General features: G+C 70.9%; 16 protein-coding genes and 1 pseudogene. 12 read left to right on the plus strand and 5 right to left on the minus strand.

Annotated features, from left to right (window positions below):
* Positions 1–105: 105 nt before the first annotated feature.
* From OG714_RS11260 to OG714_RS11285, 6 genes are all read left to right on the plus strand, one after another.
* A complete protein-coding gene (locus OG714_RS11260; RefSeq protein WP_366429749.1) occupies positions 106–501 on the plus strand; it encodes a carboxymuconolactone decarboxylase family protein in 396 nt (131 codons plus the stop codon).
* A 59-nt stretch (positions 502–560) separates the two neighbouring features.
* Complete coding sequence (locus OG714_RS11265) at positions 561–1,301, plus strand: SDR family NAD(P)-dependent oxidoreductase (protein ID WP_406120201.1); 741 nt, start codon at positions 561–563, stop codon at positions 1,299–1,301.
* A gap of 44 nt (positions 1,302–1,345) precedes the next feature.
* Positions 1,346–2,551, plus strand: a complete 1,206-nt coding sequence (locus tag OG714_RS11270) for an NAD(P)/FAD-dependent oxidoreductase (protein ID WP_406120202.1) — start codon at positions 1,346–1,348, stop codon at positions 2,549–2,551.
* Between the two features lie 28 nt (positions 2,552–2,579).
* Complete coding sequence (locus tag OG714_RS11275; RefSeq protein ID WP_019071312.1) at positions 2,580–2,774, plus strand: ferredoxin; 195 nt, start codon at positions 2,580–2,582, stop codon at positions 2,772–2,774.
* A 63-nt stretch (positions 2,775–2,837) separates the two neighbouring features.
* On the plus strand, positions 2,838–4,079 hold the full coding sequence (locus OG714_RS11280) for a cytochrome P450 (RefSeq protein ID WP_406120203.1): 1,242 nt from the start codon (positions 2,838–2,840) through the stop codon (positions 4,077–4,079).
* 38 nt (positions 4,080–4,117) lie between these two features.
* Entirely contained in the window at positions 4,118–5,035 is a 918-nt protein-coding gene (locus OG714_RS11285) for an SDR family NAD(P)-dependent oxidoreductase (protein WP_406120204.1), read from the plus strand.
* Positions 5,036–5,081: 46 nt separating this feature from the next.
* On the opposite strand, the gene OG714_RS11290 is transcribed toward OG714_RS11285, so the two are convergent.
* From OG714_RS11290 to OG714_RS11305, 4 genes are all read right to left on the minus strand, one after another.
* Positions 5,082–5,807: a class I SAM-dependent methyltransferase gene (locus OG714_RS11290; protein ID WP_406120205.1), complete on the minus strand. Its 726-nt coding sequence runs from the start codon at positions 5,805–5,807 to the stop codon at positions 5,082–5,084.
* A 162-nt stretch (positions 5,808–5,969) separates the two neighbouring features.
* Positions 5,970–8,432, minus strand: a complete 2,463-nt coding sequence (locus tag OG714_RS11295; protein WP_406120206.1) for a SpoIIE family protein phosphatase — start codon at positions 8,430–8,432, stop codon at positions 5,970–5,972.
* Positions 8,433–8,580: 148 nt separating this feature from the next.
* Positions 8,581–11,010, minus strand: a complete 2,430-nt coding sequence (locus tag OG714_RS11300) for an MFS transporter (protein ID WP_406120207.1) — start codon at positions 11,008–11,010, stop codon at positions 8,581–8,583.
* Between the two features lie 166 nt (positions 11,011–11,176).
* On the minus strand, positions 11,177–11,620 hold the full coding sequence (locus OG714_RS11305; protein WP_406120208.1) for an SRPBCC family protein: 444 nt from the start codon (positions 11,618–11,620) through the stop codon (positions 11,177–11,179).
* Positions 11,621–11,788: 168 nt separating this feature from the next.
* On the opposite strand from OG714_RS11305, the gene OG714_RS11310 reads away from it, so the two are divergent.
* From OG714_RS11310 to OG714_RS11325, 4 genes and pseudogenes are all read left to right on the plus strand, one after another.
* On the plus strand, positions 11,789–12,835 hold the full coding sequence (locus tag OG714_RS11310; RefSeq protein ID WP_406120209.1) for an Rv2578c family radical SAM protein: 1,047 nt from the start codon (positions 11,789–11,791) through the stop codon (positions 12,833–12,835).
* Between the two features lie 186 nt (positions 12,836–13,021).
* A complete protein-coding gene (locus OG714_RS11315) occupies positions 13,022–14,602 on the plus strand; it encodes an alpha/beta hydrolase (RefSeq protein ID WP_406120210.1) in 1,581 nt (526 codons plus the stop codon).
* Positions 14,603–14,652: 50 nt separating this feature from the next.
* A pseudogene (locus OG714_RS11320) lies at positions 14,653–14,757 on the plus strand (RidA family protein); the annotation flags it as partial.
* 41 nt (positions 14,758–14,798) lie between these two features.
* Positions 14,799–15,332, plus strand: coding sequence for a GNAT family N-acetyltransferase (locus OG714_RS11325; protein ID WP_406120211.1), 534 nt, complete (start codon positions 14,799–14,801; stop codon positions 15,330–15,332).
* A gap of 21 nt (positions 15,333–15,353) precedes the next feature.
* On the opposite strand, the gene OG714_RS11330 is transcribed toward OG714_RS11325, so the two are convergent.
* Positions 15,354–15,929: an adenylosuccinate lyase gene (locus tag OG714_RS11330; RefSeq protein ID WP_406120212.1), complete on the minus strand. Its 576-nt coding sequence runs from the start codon at positions 15,927–15,929 to the stop codon at positions 15,354–15,356.
* 307 nt (positions 15,930–16,236) lie between these two features.
* Here OG714_RS11330 and OG714_RS11335 point away from each other — a divergent pair, with 307 nt between their 5' ends.
* Complete coding sequence (locus OG714_RS11335) at positions 16,237–18,042, plus strand: 3-hydroxyacyl-CoA dehydrogenase family protein (RefSeq protein ID WP_406120213.1); 1,806 nt, start codon at positions 16,237–16,239, stop codon at positions 18,040–18,042.
* Between the two features lie 136 nt (positions 18,043–18,178).
* Positions 18,179–18,988, plus strand: a complete 810-nt coding sequence (locus tag OG714_RS11340) for a TetR family transcriptional regulator (protein WP_406120214.1) — start codon at positions 18,179–18,181, stop codon at positions 18,986–18,988.
* The last annotated feature ends 13 nt before the right edge of the window (positions 18,989–19,001 follow it).

The following is a 19,001-nucleotide window of genomic DNA, read 5'->3' on the forward strand; positions in this document are numbered from 1 at the left end:
GAGAGAGCCTGGACCAGCCATATCCGTAACAGGCATTGATTGTACCGACCGTTTGATCTAACTTTCGTTTGGGACGAATGCAATCGCATGAACCGGGAGTCGGGCATGAGCGCCGAAGACGTCAAGGAAACCCCCGATCTGCGCGTCGCGGGCCTCAAAGCCCTGCGGGCCGCACTGCCCGGGGTGGTTCCCGCCGAGGGCGATCTCGACATGCGGGACGGCAAGCTCGGCGAGGACCTCGTCGAGATCGGCCTGTCCACCGTGTGGGGCGCGCTGTGGGGCCGCGAGGGTCTCGCCCCGCGCGACCGCAGCCTGGTCACCCTCGGCATCCTGATCGCGCTCGGCGCCGAGACCGAGCTGAAGACCCACGTCCGGGTGGCCCTCACCAACGGCGTGACCAGGGACGAGCTCGCCGAGATCCTCTACCACTCCGCCGGGTACACCGGCTTCCCCCGGGCCGTGGCGGCCCGCACCGCGGCCCGCGAGGCCCTGGGCGAATAGGCCCGGCCGCCGGTGTCCTCGGTGTCCGGGACACCGCGCACGAGCGCAAAGGAGCGCACATGTCACTTCAAGGAAAGGTCGCCGTCGTCACCGGCGGCGGCCGCGGCATCGGCCAGGCGATCGCGACGGTGCTCGCCGCCCGCGGAGCCGCGGTCGCGGTCTGGGACCTGAACAGCGAGGGCGCCGAGAAGACCGCGGCGGCCATCCAGGAGGCGGGCGGTACGGCGATCGCCGTCTCCGGCGACGCGGCCGAGGCCGGCGCCGTGGCACGGGCGGCCGCCCGCACCCGCGAGGAGCTCGGCCCGGTCACGATCCTCGTCAACAACGCGGGCATCACCGCCTACGAGCCGTTCACGAGCATCTCCGAGGCGTCCTGGGACCGCATGATCGGGATCAACCTCAAGGGCCCCTTCCTGGTCACCAAGGAGATCGTGCCCGACATGGTCGAGGCGGGCTGGGGCCGGATCATCAACATCTCCTCGTCCTCCACCCAGACGGGCGCGCCCGCGATGGCCCACTACGTGTCCTCCAAGGGCGGTGTCATCGGCCTCACCCGGGCCCTCGCGATCGAGTACATCGAGAAGGGCATCACGGTGAACCACGTGCCGCCCGGCTTCATCGACACCCCCCTGGTCCGCCAGGGCCCCGTCGACGTGGAGGCCGCCGCCGCCACCATGCCGATGAAGCGCGCCGGGCAGCCGGAGGACGTCGCCTACGCGGTGGCCTACCTCGCCTCCGAGGAGGCCTCCTACGTCACCGGCCAGACCCTCAGCGCCAACGGCGGACGCTACCTCGTGTGAGCACCCGCAAAGTACATCGCAACGACGCTGCAACGGAGCACGACATGAGCATCGAGGACGACACCGGGGCCGTGGCCCACGTGCTGGTGGTGGGCGCCTCCGCGTCCGGGCTGACCACGGTGGAGGCTCTGAGGCGCAAGGGGTACACGGGCCGGATCACGGTGCTCGGCGCCGAGCCGCACGCCCCGTACGACCGTCCGCCGCTGTCCAAGCAGATCCTCTCCGGCGCCTGGGAACCGGGCCGCGCCGCACTGCGCACCGAGGAGATGCTGTCCGGTCTCGACACCGAGTTCGTGCTCGGCGACCCCGCGGTCGCCCTGGACCCGGCGACCCGCGCCGTGCGCACGGAGTCCGGGCGCGAGCTGAGCGCCGACGCGACCGTGATCGCCACCGGCGTACGGCCCCGAGTACTGCCGGGACAGGGCGAGTTGACCGGTGTCCATGTACTGCGCACCCTCGACGACGCGCTCGCCCTGCGCACGGATCTGCTCGCCGGATCACGTCTGGTGGTCGTCGGCGAGGGAGTCCTCGGCTCCGAGATCGCCGCCACCGCGCGGACGTTGGGCCTGGAGGTCACCCTCGCGGGCCCGCTCACGGGACCGCTGGCCCTCCAGGTGGGCCCGTTGGTGTCGGGGCTGCTGGCGGAGCTGCACACCGAACGGGGGGTACGACTCCGGCTCGGGAACGGTGTCGTGGGCCTGACCGGCGACCAAGGCCGGGTCACCGGCGTCGAGTTGAGCACGGGCGAGGTGCTGCCCGCCGACGTGGTGGTGGTCGCCATCGGGGCGACCCCGGCGACGGAGTGGCTGGCCGGCAGCGGGCTCGAACTCGACAACGGCGTGGTGTGCGACTCCCGTTGCCGGGCCGCGCCGGGGGTCTACGCGGTCGGTGACGTGGCCCGCTGGCAACACGAGCAGCTCGGCCGGCTGATCCGGCTGGAGAACCGGACGAACGCCACCGAGCAGGCCATGGCGGTCGCCGGGGCGATCCTCGGCGAGGACCGGGCCTACGAGCCGGTGCCGTACTTCTGGACCGATCAGTTCGACGCCAAGCTCCAGGTGCACGGCTTCCTGCCGGCCGATGCCGAAGTGGACGTCGTCGAGGGGGAGTTGGCGGCCCGCCGGTTCGTCGCGCGCTACCGCAGCGGCGGCCGGGTCACCGGGATCCTCGGCTGGAACATGCCCAAGCAGGCCAGACAGCGCCGTCAGGAGATCGTCGACGCGGTCCCCTCCCCCGCTCCCGCCCGCTGAACGCCCCGGAACGATCAGGAGAGTTGCCATGAAGGTTGTCGTCGACGAGGACAAATGCGTCGCCGCCGGGCAGTGCGTCGCCGCCGCGATGGACGTGTTCGACCAGCGTGACGAGGACGGCATCGTCGTCCTGCTGGACGAGAATCCGCCGGCCGAACTGGCCGACGACGTACGGAACGCCGCGGCGGTGTGCCCCGCGCTGGCGATCCGTATCGAGGAATAGCCCCCAGCCGTGTTCCCTCCACCCGCATTCCCCCCACCCCCACCCTCATCTGGAGGAATGACCATGTCCGAGGCCGAGACGGAACTCGCCGCCCCTGACGCGGAGCTCTTCGACTACCCGGGCGCGCGGGACCGCACCTGCCCGTTCGCCCCGCCGGCCGGGCTGCGCGCCCTGAACGACGGGGCGCCCGTGTCCCGGGGCCGGATCTGGGACGGCAGCACCCCGTGGCTGGTGACCGGGCACGCCGCGCAGCGCGTGATCCTGTCCGATCCGCGGGTGAGCAGCGACGACAAGCAGCCCGGGTTCCCGTACCCGAACGAGGCGATGGCGGAGAACGCTCCCCACCACCCGCTGACCATCTTCAACGCCGACGGCGCCGACCACACGCGGATCCGCCGCATGATGACGGCTCCATTCACGCGCAACCGGATGGAGAAGCTGCGGCCGGAGATCCAGCGGTTCACCGACGAGCTGATCGACAAGATGCTCGCGGGCCCGAACCCGGCGGACCTGAACACCGCACTGTCGCTGCCGCTGCCCTCGCTGATGATCTGCGCGCTGCTCGGAGTGCCGTACGAGGACCACGAGTTCTTCCAGGAGCACGCCTCGCTGGCGACCCGCAGCGACAAGACCGCCGAGCAGGACCGGGCGGCGAACCAGGCGCTCGGCGGCTACCTGGCCGGACTGCTCCAGAAACGGATGGAGGAGCCGGGCGACGACGTCATCTCGGACTTCGCCGGGCGGATCAAGGCGGGCGAGGTCACCCTGCCCGAGGCCGTCATGCTGTGCATGATCCTGCTGATCGCCGGCCACGAGACCAGTGCCGGCATGATCACCCTGGGCACCGCCCTGCTCCTCCAGAACCCCGAGCAACTCGCCCTGCTGCGCGAGACGGACGACCCGAAGGTCGTCGCGAACGCGGTCGAGGAGATCCTGCGCTATCTGACGATCCCGGCACTCGGGCAGCGGCGGATCGCCGCCGAGGACATCGAGATCGAGGGCGTGACCATCAAGGCCGGCGAGGGCATCGTCGTCGCGCTGCCCGCGGGCAACTGGGACCCTGCGGCCTTCCCCGAGCCGGAGAAGTTCGACATCTCCCGCGAGGCACGGCACCACCACGCCTTCGCCTGGGGCATCCACCAGTGCCTGGGCCAGCAGCTCGCCCGCATCGAACTCCAGGTCGTCTACGGCACGTTGTACCGCCGCGTCCCGACCCTGCGACTGGCCGTCGGTTTCGACGAGCTGACGTTCCGCCGGGACGACGCGCTCGCCTACGGCCTGCACGCGCTGCCGGTCGCCTGGTAGCCACCCACGCTGTCACCCGCAATCAACTGGAGTCACCCATGAGCGAGTTCGGCTTCGAAGGACGCGTCGCCGTCGTCACCGGCGCGGGCCGTGGCCTCGGCCGCGCCTACGCCCGCCTGCTGGCGGAGCGCGGGGCGAAGGTCGTCGTCAACGACCTGGGCGGGTCGATGGAGGGCGAGGGCTCGGACGCCGGTCCCGCGCAGAAGGTCGTCGACGGGATCGTGGCCGCCGGCGGGGAGGCCGTGGCCGACACCCACGACGTGTCCACGCAGGCCGGCGGCGAGGCCATCATCGACACCGCGATCCGGAGCTTCGGCCGGATCGACGTCCTCGTCAACAACGCCGGGATCATCCGGTACGCGGGCCTCCCGGAGATCGAACTCGACAACCTGGAACGGCACTTGGCCGTCCACCTGCTCGGCTCCTTCAACACGATGCGGGCCGCCTGGCCGCACTTCGTCGAGCAGGGCTACGGCCGGGTCGTCCTGACCACCTCCAGCGGCATGTTCGGCATGGACAACAACCTGTCCTACGCCGCCGCGAAGGCCGGCACGGTCGGTATGGCCCGCAGCGCGAAACTGGCCGGCGAGCCGCACAACATCAAGGTCAACCTGATCGCTCCGGCCGCGATGACCCGGATGGGCGGCGGCCCCGAGGAGGAGCCGGCGGAGACCGCGGAGGGCATGCCGTACATGCCGTCGGCGGCCGTCGCGCCCATGGTGGCCTATCTCGCGCACGAGAACTGCCCGGTCAGCGGAGAGATCTACACGGCCGGGGCGGGCCGCTTCGCGCGGGTGTTCCTGGCCTCGACGGAGGGGTACGCGCACGAGGAGGGCGACGCGTCGGTCGAGGACGTGGCGAAGAACTGGGACGCCATCAACGACGAGAAGGGCTACTACGTGCCCGCGGACCTGATGGCGTGGTCCGGCTCGTTCCTGAAGCACCAGTTCGGTTAGAGCGGGCGGGGGGAGGCGGTGAGCCGCCCCGCCTCCCCCCGTCGCCTCAGACCGCACGCCCCACGATCTGCCACTTCGACGGCAGTTCGATGCGCGCGCCGTCCGCGGTGAACTCGGTGGTGATCAACGGCAGTTCGCCGCTCGCGACGACGGTGAGGCCGGCCGCGCGCAGGAGTTCCGGCACCTCGTCGTCGGACACTTCGCCGGGGGCGATGCCGTGGCGGAGGACCGGGGCGAGTTTCGGCGGGGGGCCTGCCGGGTCCTGGGCCAGTTCGCCGAGGATCGGGCGGGCGGCCTCGGAGAGTTCGACGAGGAAGGCGTGGCCGCGCTCCCCGATCAGCGCGGCGATCCCGTCGACCAGCGGCTGCCGGTCGTCGGGCTCGACCTGGTGCAGTACGCCCCTCATGTAGACGTTGGCGTCGCCGAGTTCGGCGTGCAGCGTCTCGACCTCGGTCTTGTCGGCCGCGTCCAGCAGCCGGTAGGTCGCCTGCCCCGCCGGGTCCGCCTGCCGGGCGAGGTCGATGGCCGCGGCGGACAGGTCCGCGCCGACGACATGGGTGAACCGGTCGGCGAGGAAACGGGTCTGCGTGCCGTTGCCGCAGCCGAGGTCCACCATCTGCAGGCCGGGATCGCGCAACTTCGGCTCGAACAGGGCGAGATGGAGTCCCACCGTCTGCGCCGCCGCCGCGTCCCAGAAGACGGCCCCTTGTCCGTCGGGCGCCTCGCGCCAGAAACCTTCCCAGGCCTCCCGGTACCGACTGGTCACGCTCATGCCCAACTCCCCAGGATGCGAGGCCGTTCCGCCATAAGTGACGGGCCAGTACGGTCTATCGCGCCCCGCTCCCGCTCACAAGCACACGGCGCATACCTTCACCGCTCATTCGACCGGTGTACGCCGTTGTGCGCCTCTTGCGCCCCCACGGCCACCTGGGCTTCAGCGGCGCGGCAGGGTGAGTTCGAACCAGACGGTCTTGCCCGTGGTCGTGCGGCTGGCGCCCCATTCGCGGGCGAGCACGCCGACCAGGTGCAGGCCGCGGCCGAACTCGTCGTCGGGGCCCGCGCCGAGCAGGGACGGCAGGGTGGGGTCGTCGTCGTCCACCTCGCACAGCAGCGTGTCGCCGCGCACCAGGCGCAGTTCGATCCGGCGGCCGTGGGAGTGCCGTACTGCGTTGGTGACCAGCTCGCCGGCCAACAGGGCGGCGTTGTCGGCGAGTTTGGCGAGGCCCCACTCGTGGAGCTGCTCGCGGACCACCGCGCGGGCCCGGCCGGCCTCGACGGGGTCGAGGCTGAGCCGCCACTCGGCGACGTCGTCCGGCTCGATGCCGTTCAGGCGGGCCATCAGGAGGGCGACGTCGTCCTTGCGGCCGCCGCGGGTGTTGAGGGTGCGGATGATGGTGTCGCAGGCGTCGTCCATGGACGCGGCCGGATGCGCGGCCGACTCGCTGAGCGTCGCGAGTCCCACGCCGATGTCCTCGCCGCGCACCTCGACGAGACCGTCGGTGCACATCACGAGCCGGTCGCCGGGCAGCACGCGCACGCGTACCGCCTCGAAGGGCACCCCGCCGACGCCGATGGGCGCGCCCGTGGGCAGGTCGAGCAGCTCGCTGCGGCCGTCCCCGGCACGCACGACCACCGGCGGGATGTGGCCCGCGTTGGCGATGTGGAGTTCGCTGGCGATCGGGTCGTAGACCACGTACAGGCAGGTCGCGAGGTACGAGTCGCCGAGGCGCTGTGCCAAGTCGTCGAGGTTGCGCAGGAGTTGGGCGGGTGGGAGGTCCATGGCGGCCATGGTCTGCACGGCGGTGCGCAACTGGCCCATCATCGCGGCCGAGTTGAGGCCGTGGCCCATGACGTCGCCGACGACGAGCGCGGTACGGGCGCCGGGCAGTTTCACCGCGTCGAACCAGTCGCCGCCGACCCGTCCGAGCAGCGTGCCCGGCAGATAGCGGGTGGCGATGTCGCAGCCCGCCATGCGCGGCGGGATGTGCGGCAGCATGCTGTCCTGGAGGGTCTCGGCGACGGACTCCTGGTAGGTGTACATGCGCGCGTTGTCGAGCACCAGGCCCGCGCGGGCGGCGAGTTCGGCGCCGGTGGCGCGGTCCATGTCGTTGAACTCGACGCGCTCGGGGTGGCGCAGCAGGATCATGAAGCCGAGGACGACGTTGCGGGCCTTGAGCGGGACGACCAGCATGGAGCGGCCCGTGATCAGCGGCCGGATGTCGCGCTTCTCGAACTGCGAGGCGATCATGTGCCCCATCTGTTCGCTGATGCGCGGTACGAGGACGGGGTCGCCGGTGGTCATGCACTGGAAGAACGGGGTGTGCGCCGGGAACGGCATGGCCTCGCCGACCGGTACGACGTCGTCCCAGCGGCCGGGTTCGTCGGTGTGCTCCAGGGCGACCCGGTGCCACATGGTGGTGGTGTCCGGCACACCGTCCGGGAACCCCTCGCCGGCGACGACCTGTTCGCGGAGGTAGGTCCCCGCGACGTCCGTGAACTTGGGTACGACGGCCTTGCTGACCTCGACGATGGTCTTCGCGAGGTCGAGCGAGGTGCCGATGCGTCCGCTGACCTCGTTGAGGAACTCCAGCCGCTCGCGTACGGCGACGTATTCGAGGTCCTCGCCCTCGTCCGCGGCCTCCTGCGGCACCGGGAGCCCGTCGGCGACCGCGAGGGCGGCCCGCTCGCGGCGCGCCTTGCGCTCGGCACGGCGGGCGACGCCCCAGTCGGGGGTCACCGGCACCCGCTCGTTCTGGCTGAACTCCAGGACGGGATAGCCCAGTTCGAGGACCTGCGCGACGATGCGGGCGCTCTCGTCGACGCTCATGCTGGGGAGGATCTCGGGGAGCCTGCGGGCGAGTTCGTCGGCGCCGGGGAAGTTCGTGTGCAGGGCGAAGCCCGGGGCTATGCGCTCGAAGGCGCGTTCCACCTCCGGGAGGTCCTGGCGCAGGCCGCCCGCGTCGGCGGCGAGCACGAGGAGCCGCTCCTGTCCGGGGCCGACCAGGGGGTAGGCCCACCACAGGACGTCGATGCGGTCACGCTCGGGGACGGTGAGGCGGGCGCGGCCCGCCGCCGGGTAGGACAGGCGTCCGTCGAGGGAGGACTCCAGGTCGGGGCCGAGTCCGTCGTAGGCCGTGAACCCGCCGTAGGGACTGGTCTCCTCGTCCTCGGGGAGGGCGCCGGAGACGGGGAGCAGGTCGATCGCCGTCTGGCCGATCGCCTCTTCCTTGGTGACGCCGAAGAGGCGTCGGGCGCCGCGGCTCCAATGCGAGACGAGGCCGTCGCGATCGACGAGGATCACGGCCAGGGGGATACGGCCCGTCGCGGTGTGTTCCGCGACCACGTCGTCCCCGGCCCCGCGGCCGGGAGGTGTCCCCCGCTCGGTGCCACGGTCCATGCCCCAGGCCCTCTCTCCCCACGGCTCCGCAAGATCTGTGCCGCCACTCACCACGCTACGGGGGCGGCCGGTGGCGATGTGTGGCATTCCTGGAATTGGTTCCACTCAATCGCACCGGCGTGCGCCGCCGCGCCCTATGGGGCAGGAGTCAGTCCTCGTGGCCGAGTTGGAGATCGCGTTCGGTGCGTCCCCCGCCCGCCACTTGGAGCACGGTGGCCACGGGCGGGTACCCGGCGGCGATCACCGTGTACTCGCCGGAGGACAGGTCGACGAACCGGAACGTTCCGTCGGGTCCCGTGGTGAGGGTGTCCACGACGTTGCCCGCCGCATCGAGGAGCGTCACGCGCGCGTCCTCGACGGGCCGCCCGCCGCTCGCCCTGACGGTGCCGCGCAGCACGGCGCCGCCGGCGAGTTCGACGTCCTGGCGGGTCTCGCGGGACGCCTGGACGCTGACGGGGAGCGCGGCCGGGCGGAACGCGGGCGCGCTGGCGGCGAGTGTGTACTCGCCGGCCACCAACTCGCTGATGACATAGCCGCCTTCGCGCCCGCTGCGGGTGCTGGCGACGACCTCGCCGTGCACGTTGGTGAGCGTCACGGCGGCCTCCCGCACCGGGGTGCCGTCCGCGGTCAGCACGCTCCCGGCGAGGCGTCCGGCGCCGCCGAGGACGACGTCCAGCTCGACGGGCCGCTCGCCGACGGTCACGGACACCGCCTGCGGCTGGTGCCCGCCGGCCGCCGCGATCAGGACGTACGAACCGGAGCCGGGCGTCGACAGCGCGTACCGCCCGTCCGGGCCGCTGGCGCCGCGCCCGATCTGCCGTCCGGAGACGTCGATGAGGGTGAGCGCGGCCCGGGGCACGACGGTCCCGTCGGGGTGCTGGACCGTTCCGCAGACGGGGATTCCGGCCGCGTACGCCGAGCGAAGCGAGATGGGGGTCCCCCCGGCCGAAGGTTGGGGGAAGGCCTGCGGGATCGGGGAGTTGAGGGGCGCGGCCTCGGGCGTCTCGGCGGGGGCGTTGTGGGACACCAGTGGTTTCTCCTTGAGGAAGAAGGCGATGAGCAGGCCGAGGGCGAGCACCGGCACCAGGTAGAGGAAGATCCGCGGCATGGCGTCGGCGTACGCCTGGATGTAGCCGTCGCGCAGTGCCGGGGGCAGCGTGTGGACGAGCTGCGGGGTGATGGACTCGGGGTCGGGCAGGCCGGCACCCGCGCGCGCGGGGATGCGGTCGCGCAGGGCGTCGGTGAGCCGGTCGGCGAACAGGGTGCCGAAGACGGCGGCGCCGACGCTGCCGCCGATCTGCCGGAAGTAGTTGTTGGCGCTGGTGGCGGTGCCGAGGTCGGCGGGCCGTACGGAGTTCTGCACGGCGAGGACGAGGACGGGCATCACCATGCCGATGCCGGCGCCGAGGACGGCCATCCAGAGGCTGTACTGGAGCCGGGAGGTGTCGACTTCGAGGCGGGACAGCAGCCACATGCCGAGGGTGGCCAGCGCGCTGCCGAGGACGGGGTAGATCTTGTACCGGCCGGTGTGGCTGATGAGCTGCCCGGAGACGATGGACGCGCCGACGATGCCGCCCATCATCGGCAGCATCAGCAGTCCCGACTCGGTGGCGCTCGCCCCGTCGACCATCTGCAGGAAGGTCGGCAGATAGCTGGCGGCCCCGAACAGCGCGACCCCGATCACCAGGCCCACCAGGGCGGTGATGTTGAAGACGGCGTCCTTGAACAGCCGTAGCGGGATGAGGGGTTCGGGCGCGAAGCGCTCGGCGACGAGGAACAGGACCGCGGCGGCCACGGCTCCCGCGCCGAGTCCGAGGATGACGCGCGAGCCCCACGCGTACTCGGTCCCACCCCAACTGGTCAGCAGGACCAGGCACGTTGACGCGGCGGCGAGCAGCAGCGCGCCGACGATGTCGAAGCGCGCCTTGGCGGTCGGCTTCGGCAGCTTCAGTACGACGGTCACGACGGCGAAGGTCACCACGCCGAACGGCACGTTGATGTAGAAGCACCAGCGCCAGGAGAGGTGGTCGGTGAAGTAGCCGCCGAGCAACGGCCCCGCCACGGAGGCGAGTCCGAAGGTGGCGCCGATCAGGCCCATGAACCGGCCGCGCTCGCGGGGCGGCACGATGTCCGCGATGATCGCCTGCACGCCGATCATGAGTCCGCCCGCGCCGATGCCCTGCACCGCGCGGAACGCGATGAGTTGGTCCATGGACTGGGCGCGGCCCGAGAGCGCGGAGCCGATGACGAAGACGCCGATCGCGAACTGGAACACGCTCTTGCGGCCGAGGAGGTCGCCGAGCTTGCCGTAGACCGGCAGGCCGACCGTGGAGGTGAGGAGGTAGGCGGTGATCGCCCAGGACATCTTCTCCAGGCCGTGCAGTTCGCCGACAATCTTCGGGAGCGCGGTGGCGACGATCATCTGGTCGAGGGCTGCCAGGAGCAGCGCGAGCATCAGGCCGAGGAACACCAACCGCACGCGGCGCGGGCCGAGTTCGACCTTCTCGACGGGTGTGGGGACGGGTGTCTCCGGGGGTGCCGGGGCCTGTTCGTCCCGCACCAGACTCGTCCCGCCCACGTACCGCTCCCCTCGTCACGCCTGCCGCACAATTGCCGCTTTAGGCGACAACTGCGAGCAAGCGCGACGAGTTACGGCGTACGCCCGGCTCGGACGGAGATCCACCCGAACCGGTGAGGGACGCGGCCAGGACGCCAACGCGCCCTGGAGGCTTGGCCCTTGAAGCCTACTTCTCGACCTCGGCGGCGAGCCTGTCGAGCACCAGGTCGTAGATGCGGCCGAGGCCCTTGGGGGCGAAGGTGCGCTCGAAGAAGCCGCCGATGCCGGTGGCACCGTCCCACGTGCTGGTCACGGTGACGCGGGACTTGCCCTCGCCGGCCGGGGTGACCCGCCAGGTGGTGACCATGGTGGAGTTGCGGTCCTTCTCGACGAGTTCGCCGTCGGTGGGCTCGGTGACCTCCAGGAGGCAGTCGCGGACGCGCTTGCTGGTGGCCTGGAGCTTCCAGTGGACGAGGGTGCCCTCGCCGTCGCCGCCCTCGCGCACCTCGTACTCGCTGAACTGCTCGGGCAGCACCTTCGCGCGCGTGCCGCTGTAGTCGGCGAGGGCGTCGAAGACAGCCTCCGCGTCGGCTGCGACGACCCGCTCGGTAGTCGCCTCGACCTGCGCCATCGGTTTCCTCCAGGACATGAGTTCTCGGGGTCGGTGCAAGCCAACCACCCCCGCCCACGGCCCCCCAAATCGGGGTGCCTCAAGGCGTCGGAAGCGATCGGGAATGACACTTGCACAGTAATTCGAACAAGTGTTTCACTCGGAGGGCAGGCCTACTTAGGAGGCGTCATGCGCTGGGAGAACCTCACCGTGGAGTCCGGCGGTCACAGCCGGGCGGCCGACGCCGCGCTGTTCGGCGCGGACGCCGTGGTCAGCCGTACCTTCGACACGCCCGAGTTCCGCGGGATCACCTTCCACGAGGTGCGGGCCCGTTCGATCATCAACCGGGTGCCGGGGGCCTCCCGCATGCCCTTCGAGTGGACGGTCAACCCGTACCGGGGCTGCTCGCACGCGTGCGTGTACTGCTTCGCCCGCAAGTCGCACAGCTATCTGGACCTCGACACCGGCCTCGGCTTCGACTCGCAGATCGTGGTCAAGGTGAACGCGCCGGACCTGCTGCGCCGCCAGCTCGGCTCACGGCGCTGGCTGGGCGAGCACATAGCGATGGGCACGAACGTCGACTGCTACCAGCGCGCGGAGGGCCGCTACCGGCTGATGCCGGGCATCCTCGGCGCCCTGCGCGACCACGCGAACCCCTTCTCGATCCTGACGAAGGGCACGCTGATCCTGCGCGACCTGGACCTCCTGGTGCAGGCCTCCGAGGTCACCGACGTCGGCATCTCGGTCTCCGTCGGCTTCACCGACCCCGCGCTGTGGCGCACGGTGGAGCCCGGCACGCCCTCCCCGGAGCGGCGCCTGGACGCCGTACGGACCCTGACCGAGCACGGCATCGACGTCGGCGTCCTGATGGCCCCGGTGATCCCCTTCCTGAGTGACCACCCGGCCCAACTGCGCGCCACCGTAAGGGCGATAGCGGCCTCCGGGGCCAGTTCGGTGACTCCCCTGGTGCTGCATCTGCGGCCCGGTGCCCGCGAGTGGTTCATGGCGTGGCTCGGGCAGCATCACCCGCATCTGGTGCGCCGTTACGAGCGGCTGTACGCGGAGGGCGCGTACGCCCCGAAGTGGTACCAGCGCCGGATCACCCGTCAGGTGCACGACCTGGCGCAGGAGTACGGCATCGGTCCCGCGCGCGCGGGGATGCCGCGCCGGATTCCAGAGCCCGAGACCCCGCCGGATCAGCCGGTGTCCGAGCCGACGCAGCTCTCGCTGATCTGAGGGTGTTCGTCCCTGAGCCGATCCGGGGGCGCTTCTCACCGATCCGGGGGCGTTCGAGCGCATCCGGCGGCCCAATTGGGTCAAGTATCGGCTGAACAGGTTCTTCCGCCCCGGGTTTTCGGGACTATGCGGCGAGGACGGACCGCGAAACCCGCTGTCCGCCGCCTCTCCGTCCTGGGAGGACGTATGAGAAAACGCGTAGCCGTACTGTGCGGTGCCGCCGTCGTCGTGGCCGGGACGGTCACCGCTCTCCCTGCCGACGCGAGCACCGCGCACCCCACGACCACCGTCCAGGCGGCGAAGCTCAGCTGGAAGAGCTGTGCCACCACCGACTACCCGACGCTCCAGTGCTCGAGCGTCAAGGTGCCCCTGGACCACGCGAAGCCGCACGGCAGGCAGATCACGCTCGCCCTGTCCCGCGTCCCGCACACCGCGAAGACGTATCAGGGACCGCTGCTGGTCAACCCCGGCGGCCCCGGCGGCAGCGGGCTGACCCTCGCGGGATTCGTCGCGTCCTCGCTGCCCAAGGCGGTGGCGTCCCAGTACGACGTCATCGGCTTCGACCCGCGCGGCGTCGGCAAGAGCACCCCCGCCCTCGACTGCAAGCCGGGGCACTTCAACCCGGTGCGCCCCGACTCGGTGCCGAGCACGCCGGCGCTGGAGAAGGCCAACCTCACGCGCGCGAAGGCCTTCGCGGCCGCCTGCGGCAAGAAGTACGCGAGCGTGCTGCCGTACATCGACACGATCAGTGCCGTGCGCGACATGGACTCGATCCGGCAGGCGCTCGGCGCCAAGAAGATCAACTACTTCGGCTACTCGTACGGCACCTACCTGGGCGCCGTGTACGCCAAGCTCTTCCCGGAGCGCGTGCGCCGCCTGGTGCTGGACTCCATCGTCGATCCCACCGGAGTCTGGTACGACGACAACCTCGGGCAGGACTACGCCTTCAACGACCGCCAGCAGGCGCTCATGGCGTGGATCGCCAAGTACGACTCGACGTACAAGCTCGGCACCGACCCGGCCAGGATCGAGGCCAAGTGGTACGCGATGCGGGCGGCGCTGGCCAAGAAGCCGGCGGGCGGGAAGGTGGGGGCCTCCGAGCTGGAGGACACCTTCATCCCGGGCGGGTACTACAACGGCTACTGGCCCTATCTCGCCGAGGCGTTCGCGGCGTACGTGAACGACAAGAACGCCGATCCGCTGGTCGAGGCGTACGGCAACTTCGCCGCGATCGACGCCTCCGGGGACAACGGGTACAGCGTCTACACCTCGGTGCAGTGCCGTGACGCGTCCTGGCCGCGCGACTGGAACCAGTGGCGCAAGGACAACTGGGCGGCCTACGAGAAGGCGCCGTTCATGGTCTGGAACAACGCCTGGTACAACGCGCCGTGCGCGTTCTGGCCGACGGAGACGAAGCAGCCGATCAACATCGCCAACGGCAAGCTGCCGCCGGTGCTGCTCTTCCAGGCGACGAACGACGCGGCGACCCCGTACGAGGGCGGCGCGACGGTCCACCAACTCCTGGCCGACTCCAGCTTCGTGGTCGAGCAGGGCGGCGGGAACCACGGCATCACGCTGAGCGGGAACGCCTGCCTGGACAAGTACCTGGCGACGTATCTGACCAACGGCAAGGTGCCGCGCAGTGGCGGCGAGGTCGACGCGGTGTGCCAGAAGACGCCGGACCCGAAGCCACTTACCGCGGCGAAGTCGGCGACGAGCACGGCACACGGTTCGACGCTGCACGGCCTGCTGGGCTTCCGCGGCTGAGCACGACTGATTACTGCCCACCGCCCCCGACGGTCCGTCGGGGGCGGTGGGCATTCTCGGCCGTACAGGTCGCCGCGCCGGTGCGACCGGAGTTCCTGATGGAGATCGAGGCGTTCGCGGTGATCGCCGAACAGGCCGAGCTACAGGCCGAGTAATTCGGAGGCGGGCTCGGCCGACGCATCCCTAGGGTGCGGCCATGGACGACGATCAGCCCCTCCAGATCCGCCCGATGACCCTCGCCGACTGCGACCGCGTCTCCGAAATCCGCGTCCTGGGCTGGCAGTTCGCGTACCGGGGCCTGATGCCGCAGCCGTACCTCGACACCCTCAGCGCGAAGGCCGACGCCGAACGCCGCCGGGCCCGCTTCGCGCAGGGCGACGACAGCGTGGTGAACCTGGTCGCGACGCGGGGCGGCGAACTCGTCGGCTGGGCTGCGATCGGACCGTACCGCGACGGTGAACTCCGCAGCGGGGAGGCCGAGTTGTACGCCGTCTATCTCGACCCCCAGTACGTGAACACCGGCGTCGGACGGGCCCTCGTGCAGGAGTCCCTACGGCAGTGCGCGGCCCGCGGGCATGACCGTGTCTACCTCTGGGTCGTCCGGGGCAACGCCCGTGCCCGACGTTTCTACGAGCGTGCGGGCTTCCGGACGGACGGCACGGAGGAGCCGTACGAGGTGGAGGGGGTTGCGGTGCCCGAGGTGCGGTACGTCAAGGACTTGAGGGACTGAGCGCCCCACCGGGCCAACGGCTCACCGCTGCTGCGGAATCCGCCCCAGCGCGTGCACTGCCGCCTCCGCCAGTGCCGGGTGGGCCAGCGCGTCGTTCAGGACCGGTCTGGCGCGCGGGTCGGCCAGTTCACCCAGGCCCTCCACGCAGGCCAGGGCCACGCGGCGGTACGGGTCGTGCGGGCGGAGGCGGCGTTGCAGGGTGGTGATGAGGGCGGGGACGGATTCGGGGGCGTGGAGGTCGGCCAGGAGGCGGACAGGGTGCAGCGCGTAGGCGATGCGGAGTTCGTTGGTGGCGAGGGCGGCGGCCGCTCGGGCGGTGCGGGGGTCGTCGAGGCGGGCCAGGGCGTACGCGGCGGAGGCGCAACGTTGGGGGTCGCGGTGGTTGAGAAGGAGGACGAGGGACTCGAAGGCGCGCCGGTCGCTGGCGAGGCCGAGGCGGAACGCGGCCAACTCCCTTGCCCACAGCGGATGGCCGGGGGCGGTGAGGAGCTCCGCCAGTTCGTCGAGGTCGCCGGTCGCCACGAGTCGCTCGTACGGCACCGCTCCTCCCGACTCCTGCCGTAAGCGCTCCGTGAGTGATCGCAACTCTTCGTCCATGAAACCGAGCCTATGGGTGTCACAGGAAGCCCGGGACCTACATCACAAACTCAGGGGCTGGCGCGCTCGTTACTCACCGGTTAAGCTCAGGTGAGCGAGTTACCCACTCGCGCATCTCCTTACGGTGGCCTGGTGACGCAGCCGCCGTGAGTGCAGTCGGTTCGGTACTTCGCGTGCCGCAGTACGACCAGGCCTGGGACAGGGCCGGTCGGAACTCTCTTCTTCCGCCGGGCGTGTGCGCTCGTTGCCCGGCATCACCCGCACTCCGTGCGCTCCCAGTCGTCACCCTCATTCCAGGAGTCCCGCGATGGCAGCTCCCCTGTCCGACGCTCCCCTGTCCCCGTTCAAGACCATTGCCGTCGTCGGTCTCGGCACGATGGGCACCGGTATCACCGAGGTCCTCGCCCGGGCCGGCCGAGAGGTCGTCGGCATCGACGTCAGCGAGGCGGCGACCGCCCACGCCGTCGCCGCCCTGGAGACCGCGACCGCCCACGCCGTGCGGCGCGGCCGGCTGACCGAGCAGGAGCGCACCGACGCCCTGGCCCGTGTCCGCACCTCCACCGACCTGAGCGCCGCGGCCGGCGCCGACCTGGTCATCGAGGTGGCCCCGGAGTCGTACGAGATCAAGCACCAGATCTTCCGCGAGCTGGACGGGATCGTGCGCCCCGACACCATCCTCGCGACCGGCACGAACGCTCTCTCCGTGACCCGGCTGGCCGCCGACTCCGCGCGGCCGGAGCGGGTGCTCGGGCTGCACTTCTTCAACCCGGCGCCCGCGATGAAGCTGGTCGAGGTCGTCTCCTCGGTGCTGACCGCGCCCGCCGCCGTCGCCGCCGTCACCGAGCTGGCGATCGAGCTGGGCAAGGAGCCCGTCGCGGTCGGCGACCGGCCCGGGTTCGTCGCGGACGGGCTGCTGTTCGGCTACCTCAACCAGGCGGCCGCGATGTACGAGGCGAAGTACGCCTCCCGCGAGGACATCGACGCCGCGATGCGGCTCGGCTGCGGGCTCCCCATGGGCCCGCTCGCGCTGCTCGACCTGATCGGCATCGACACCGCGCGCACGGTCCTGGAGGCCATGTACTCCGAGTCCCACGACCGGCTGCACGCCCCCGCGCCGATCCTGAAACAGCTCAGCGAGGCGGGCCTGACCGGCCGTAAGACGGGCCGCGGTTTCTACTCGTACGAGACTCCGGGCGGCGCGACCGTCGTGCGGGACGCGCTGACCCCGCCGGAGGGCGCGCAGCTCGCCCCGGGTCGTACGGTCCGCTCGGTCGGGGTCGCCGGTTCCGGGACCATGGCGTCCGGTATCGCCGAGGTCTTCGCCAAGGCCGGGTACGAGGTCGTGCTCGCCGCCCGCAGCGAGGAGAAGGCGCAGGTCGCCAAGTCCCGTATCGGCAAGTCGCTTTCGCGCTCCGTCGACAAGGGCCGGATGACCGCCGAGGCCGCCGCGCAGACCCTGGAGCGGATCACTCCGGCGGGCTCCTACGACTCCTTCGCGGACGTCGACCTGGCCGTCGAGGCGGTCGCCGAGGACCTGGAGATCAAGCAGCAGCTGTTCGCGACGCTGGACAAGGTCTGCAAGCCGGGCGCGGTCCTGGCCACCACGACCTCGTCGCTGCCGGTCGTCGCGTGCGCCCGCGCCACCTCGCGTCCGCAGGACGTGATCGGCATGCACTTCTTCAACCCCGCACCGGCGATGAAGCTGGTCGAGGTCGTCCGTACGGTGTTGACGGATGTTGACGTCCAATCAACAGTTCACGAGGTGTGCGTCAAGATCAAGAAGCATGCCGTTGACTGTGGTGACCGGGCCGGCTTCATCGTCAACGCACTGCTTTTCCCGTACCTCAACAACGCGATCAAGATGGTGCAGGAGCACTATGCGTCCCTTGACGACATCGACGCGGCGATGAAGCTGGGCGGCGGCTACCCGATGGGCCCCTTCGAGCTGTTGGACGTCGTCGGGCTCGACGTGTCTCTGGCGATCGAGAAGGTCCTGCACCGCGAGTTCCGCGACCCGGGCCTCGCTCCGGCACCGCTTCTGGAGCACCTGGTGGCCGCGGGCTGCCTCGGCCGCAAGACGGGCCGCGGCTTCCGCGAATATGCCCGCCGCTGAGGATCCGGACGACCGGTTCGGGATCGACGGGGACTGGGGCGGACTGCTCGGACCCACCGGAGGACCCCCGCCCGCGGTGGGCGGGGGAAACCCCCGACGTGCATGCCAAGCTGCGCACATGCAGTACGTTCGGGTCATGCCCCAGCCCGCCAAGCCCTCCCGTACACCAGCCACGCCCGACGCGCCGGAGAGTGCCGCGGGCAGTCGCGCCGCCGCGCAGCGTCTCAAGATGCGGCGCGAGCTGGCGGCGGCCGCGATGGAGCTGTTCGCGACCAAGGGGTACGAGGCGACCACCGTCGACGAGATCGCGGCCGCGGCCGGGGTCGCGCGCCGGACGTTCTTCCGCCACTTCCGCTCCAAGGAAGAGGCGATCTTTCCCGACCATGACGACACGTTGATCCGGGCCGAGGCGGTACTCAATGCCGCCCCCGCGCACGAGCACCCGCTCGACACGGTCTGCCGGGGCATCAAGGAAGTCATGCGCATGTACGCGGCCAGCCCGGAGATCTCGGTCGCCCGCTACAAGCTGACGCGCGAGGTGCCCACCCTGCGCGAGGCCGAGATCGCGTCGGTGGCCCGCTACGAGCGGCTGTTCACCCGCTATCTCCTGGGCCACTTCGACGAGCACGCGCACGACGACGACGCCAACGACGACCCGCTGCTCGCCGAGGTAGCCGCCTCGGCCGTGGTCACCGCCCACAACCACGTGCTGCGGCGCTGGCTGCGGGCCGGCGGCCAGGGCGACGTCGAGACACAGCTCGACCACGCCTTCGGGATCGTACGGAAGACGTTCGGCAGCGGCATCGGTGCCGGCCGCACCACGACCCCCAAGCCGGCCACGGCGATGGTGCACCAGCAGGGCGAGGTCCTCGTGACGGTCGCCCGCACCGACGCCCCGCTGGACGAGGTCATGCGGACCATCGAAGAGGCGCTGAGGGACCGCTGACGTTCCCACTCCG

The organism is Streptomyces sp. NBC_00989 (assembly GCF_045162655.1).
Lineage (GTDB): Bacteria > Actinomycetota > Actinomycetes > Streptomycetales > Streptomycetaceae > Streptomyces.

What these genes read in the sequence shown, in the direction of transcription:
- OG714_RS11325 (WP_406120211.1), top strand. Translation starts at nt 14,799, where the DNA reads ATGGACGACGATCAGCCCCTCCAGATCCGCCCGATGACCCTCGCCGAC.
- OG714_RS11260 (WP_366429749.1), top strand. Translation starts at nt 106, where the DNA reads ATGAGCGCCGAAGACGTCAAGGAAACCCCCGATCTGCGCGTCGCGGGC.
- OG714_RS11270 (WP_406120202.1), top strand. Translation starts at nt 1,346, where the DNA reads ATGAGCATCGAGGACGACACCGGGGCCGTGGCCCACGTGCTGGTGGTG.
- OG714_RS11340 (WP_406120214.1), top strand. Translation starts at nt 18,179, where the DNA reads ATGCCCCAGCCCGCCAAGCCCTCCCGTACACCAGCCACGCCCGACGCG.
- OG714_RS11330 (WP_406120212.1), bottom strand. Translation starts at nt 15,929, where the DNA reads ATGGACGAAGAGTTGCGATCACTCACGGAGCGCTTACGGCAGGAGTCG.
- OG714_RS11315 (WP_406120210.1), top strand. Translation starts at nt 13,022, where the DNA reads ATGAGAAAACGCGTAGCCGTACTGTGCGGTGCCGCCGTCGTCGTGGCC.
- OG714_RS11275 (WP_019071312.1), top strand. Translation starts at nt 2,580, where the DNA reads ATGAAGGTTGTCGTCGACGAGGACAAATGCGTCGCCGCCGGGCAGTGC.
- OG714_RS11295 (WP_406120206.1), bottom strand. Translation starts at nt 8,432, where the DNA reads ATGGACCGTGGCACCGAGCGGGGGACACCTCCCGGCCGCGGGGCCGGG.
- OG714_RS11305 (WP_406120208.1), bottom strand. Translation starts at nt 11,620, where the DNA reads ATGGCGCAGGTCGAGGCGACTACCGAGCGGGTCGTCGCAGCCGACGCG.
- OG714_RS11290 (WP_406120205.1), bottom strand. Translation starts at nt 5,807, where the DNA reads ATGAGCGTGACCAGTCGGTACCGGGAGGCCTGGGAAGGTTTCTGGCGC.
- OG714_RS11335 (WP_406120213.1), top strand. Translation starts at nt 16,237, where the DNA reads ATGGCAGCTCCCCTGTCCGACGCTCCCCTGTCCCCGTTCAAGACCATT.
- OG714_RS11310 (WP_406120209.1), top strand. Translation starts at nt 11,789, where the DNA reads ATGCGCTGGGAGAACCTCACCGTGGAGTCCGGCGGTCACAGCCGGGCG.
- OG714_RS11285 (WP_406120204.1), top strand. Translation starts at nt 4,118, where the DNA reads ATGAGCGAGTTCGGCTTCGAAGGACGCGTCGCCGTCGTCACCGGCGCG.
- OG714_RS11280 (WP_406120203.1), top strand. Translation starts at nt 2,838, where the DNA reads ATGTCCGAGGCCGAGACGGAACTCGCCGCCCCTGACGCGGAGCTCTTC.
- OG714_RS11265 (WP_406120201.1), top strand. Translation starts at nt 561, where the DNA reads ATGTCACTTCAAGGAAAGGTCGCCGTCGTCACCGGCGGCGGCCGCGGC.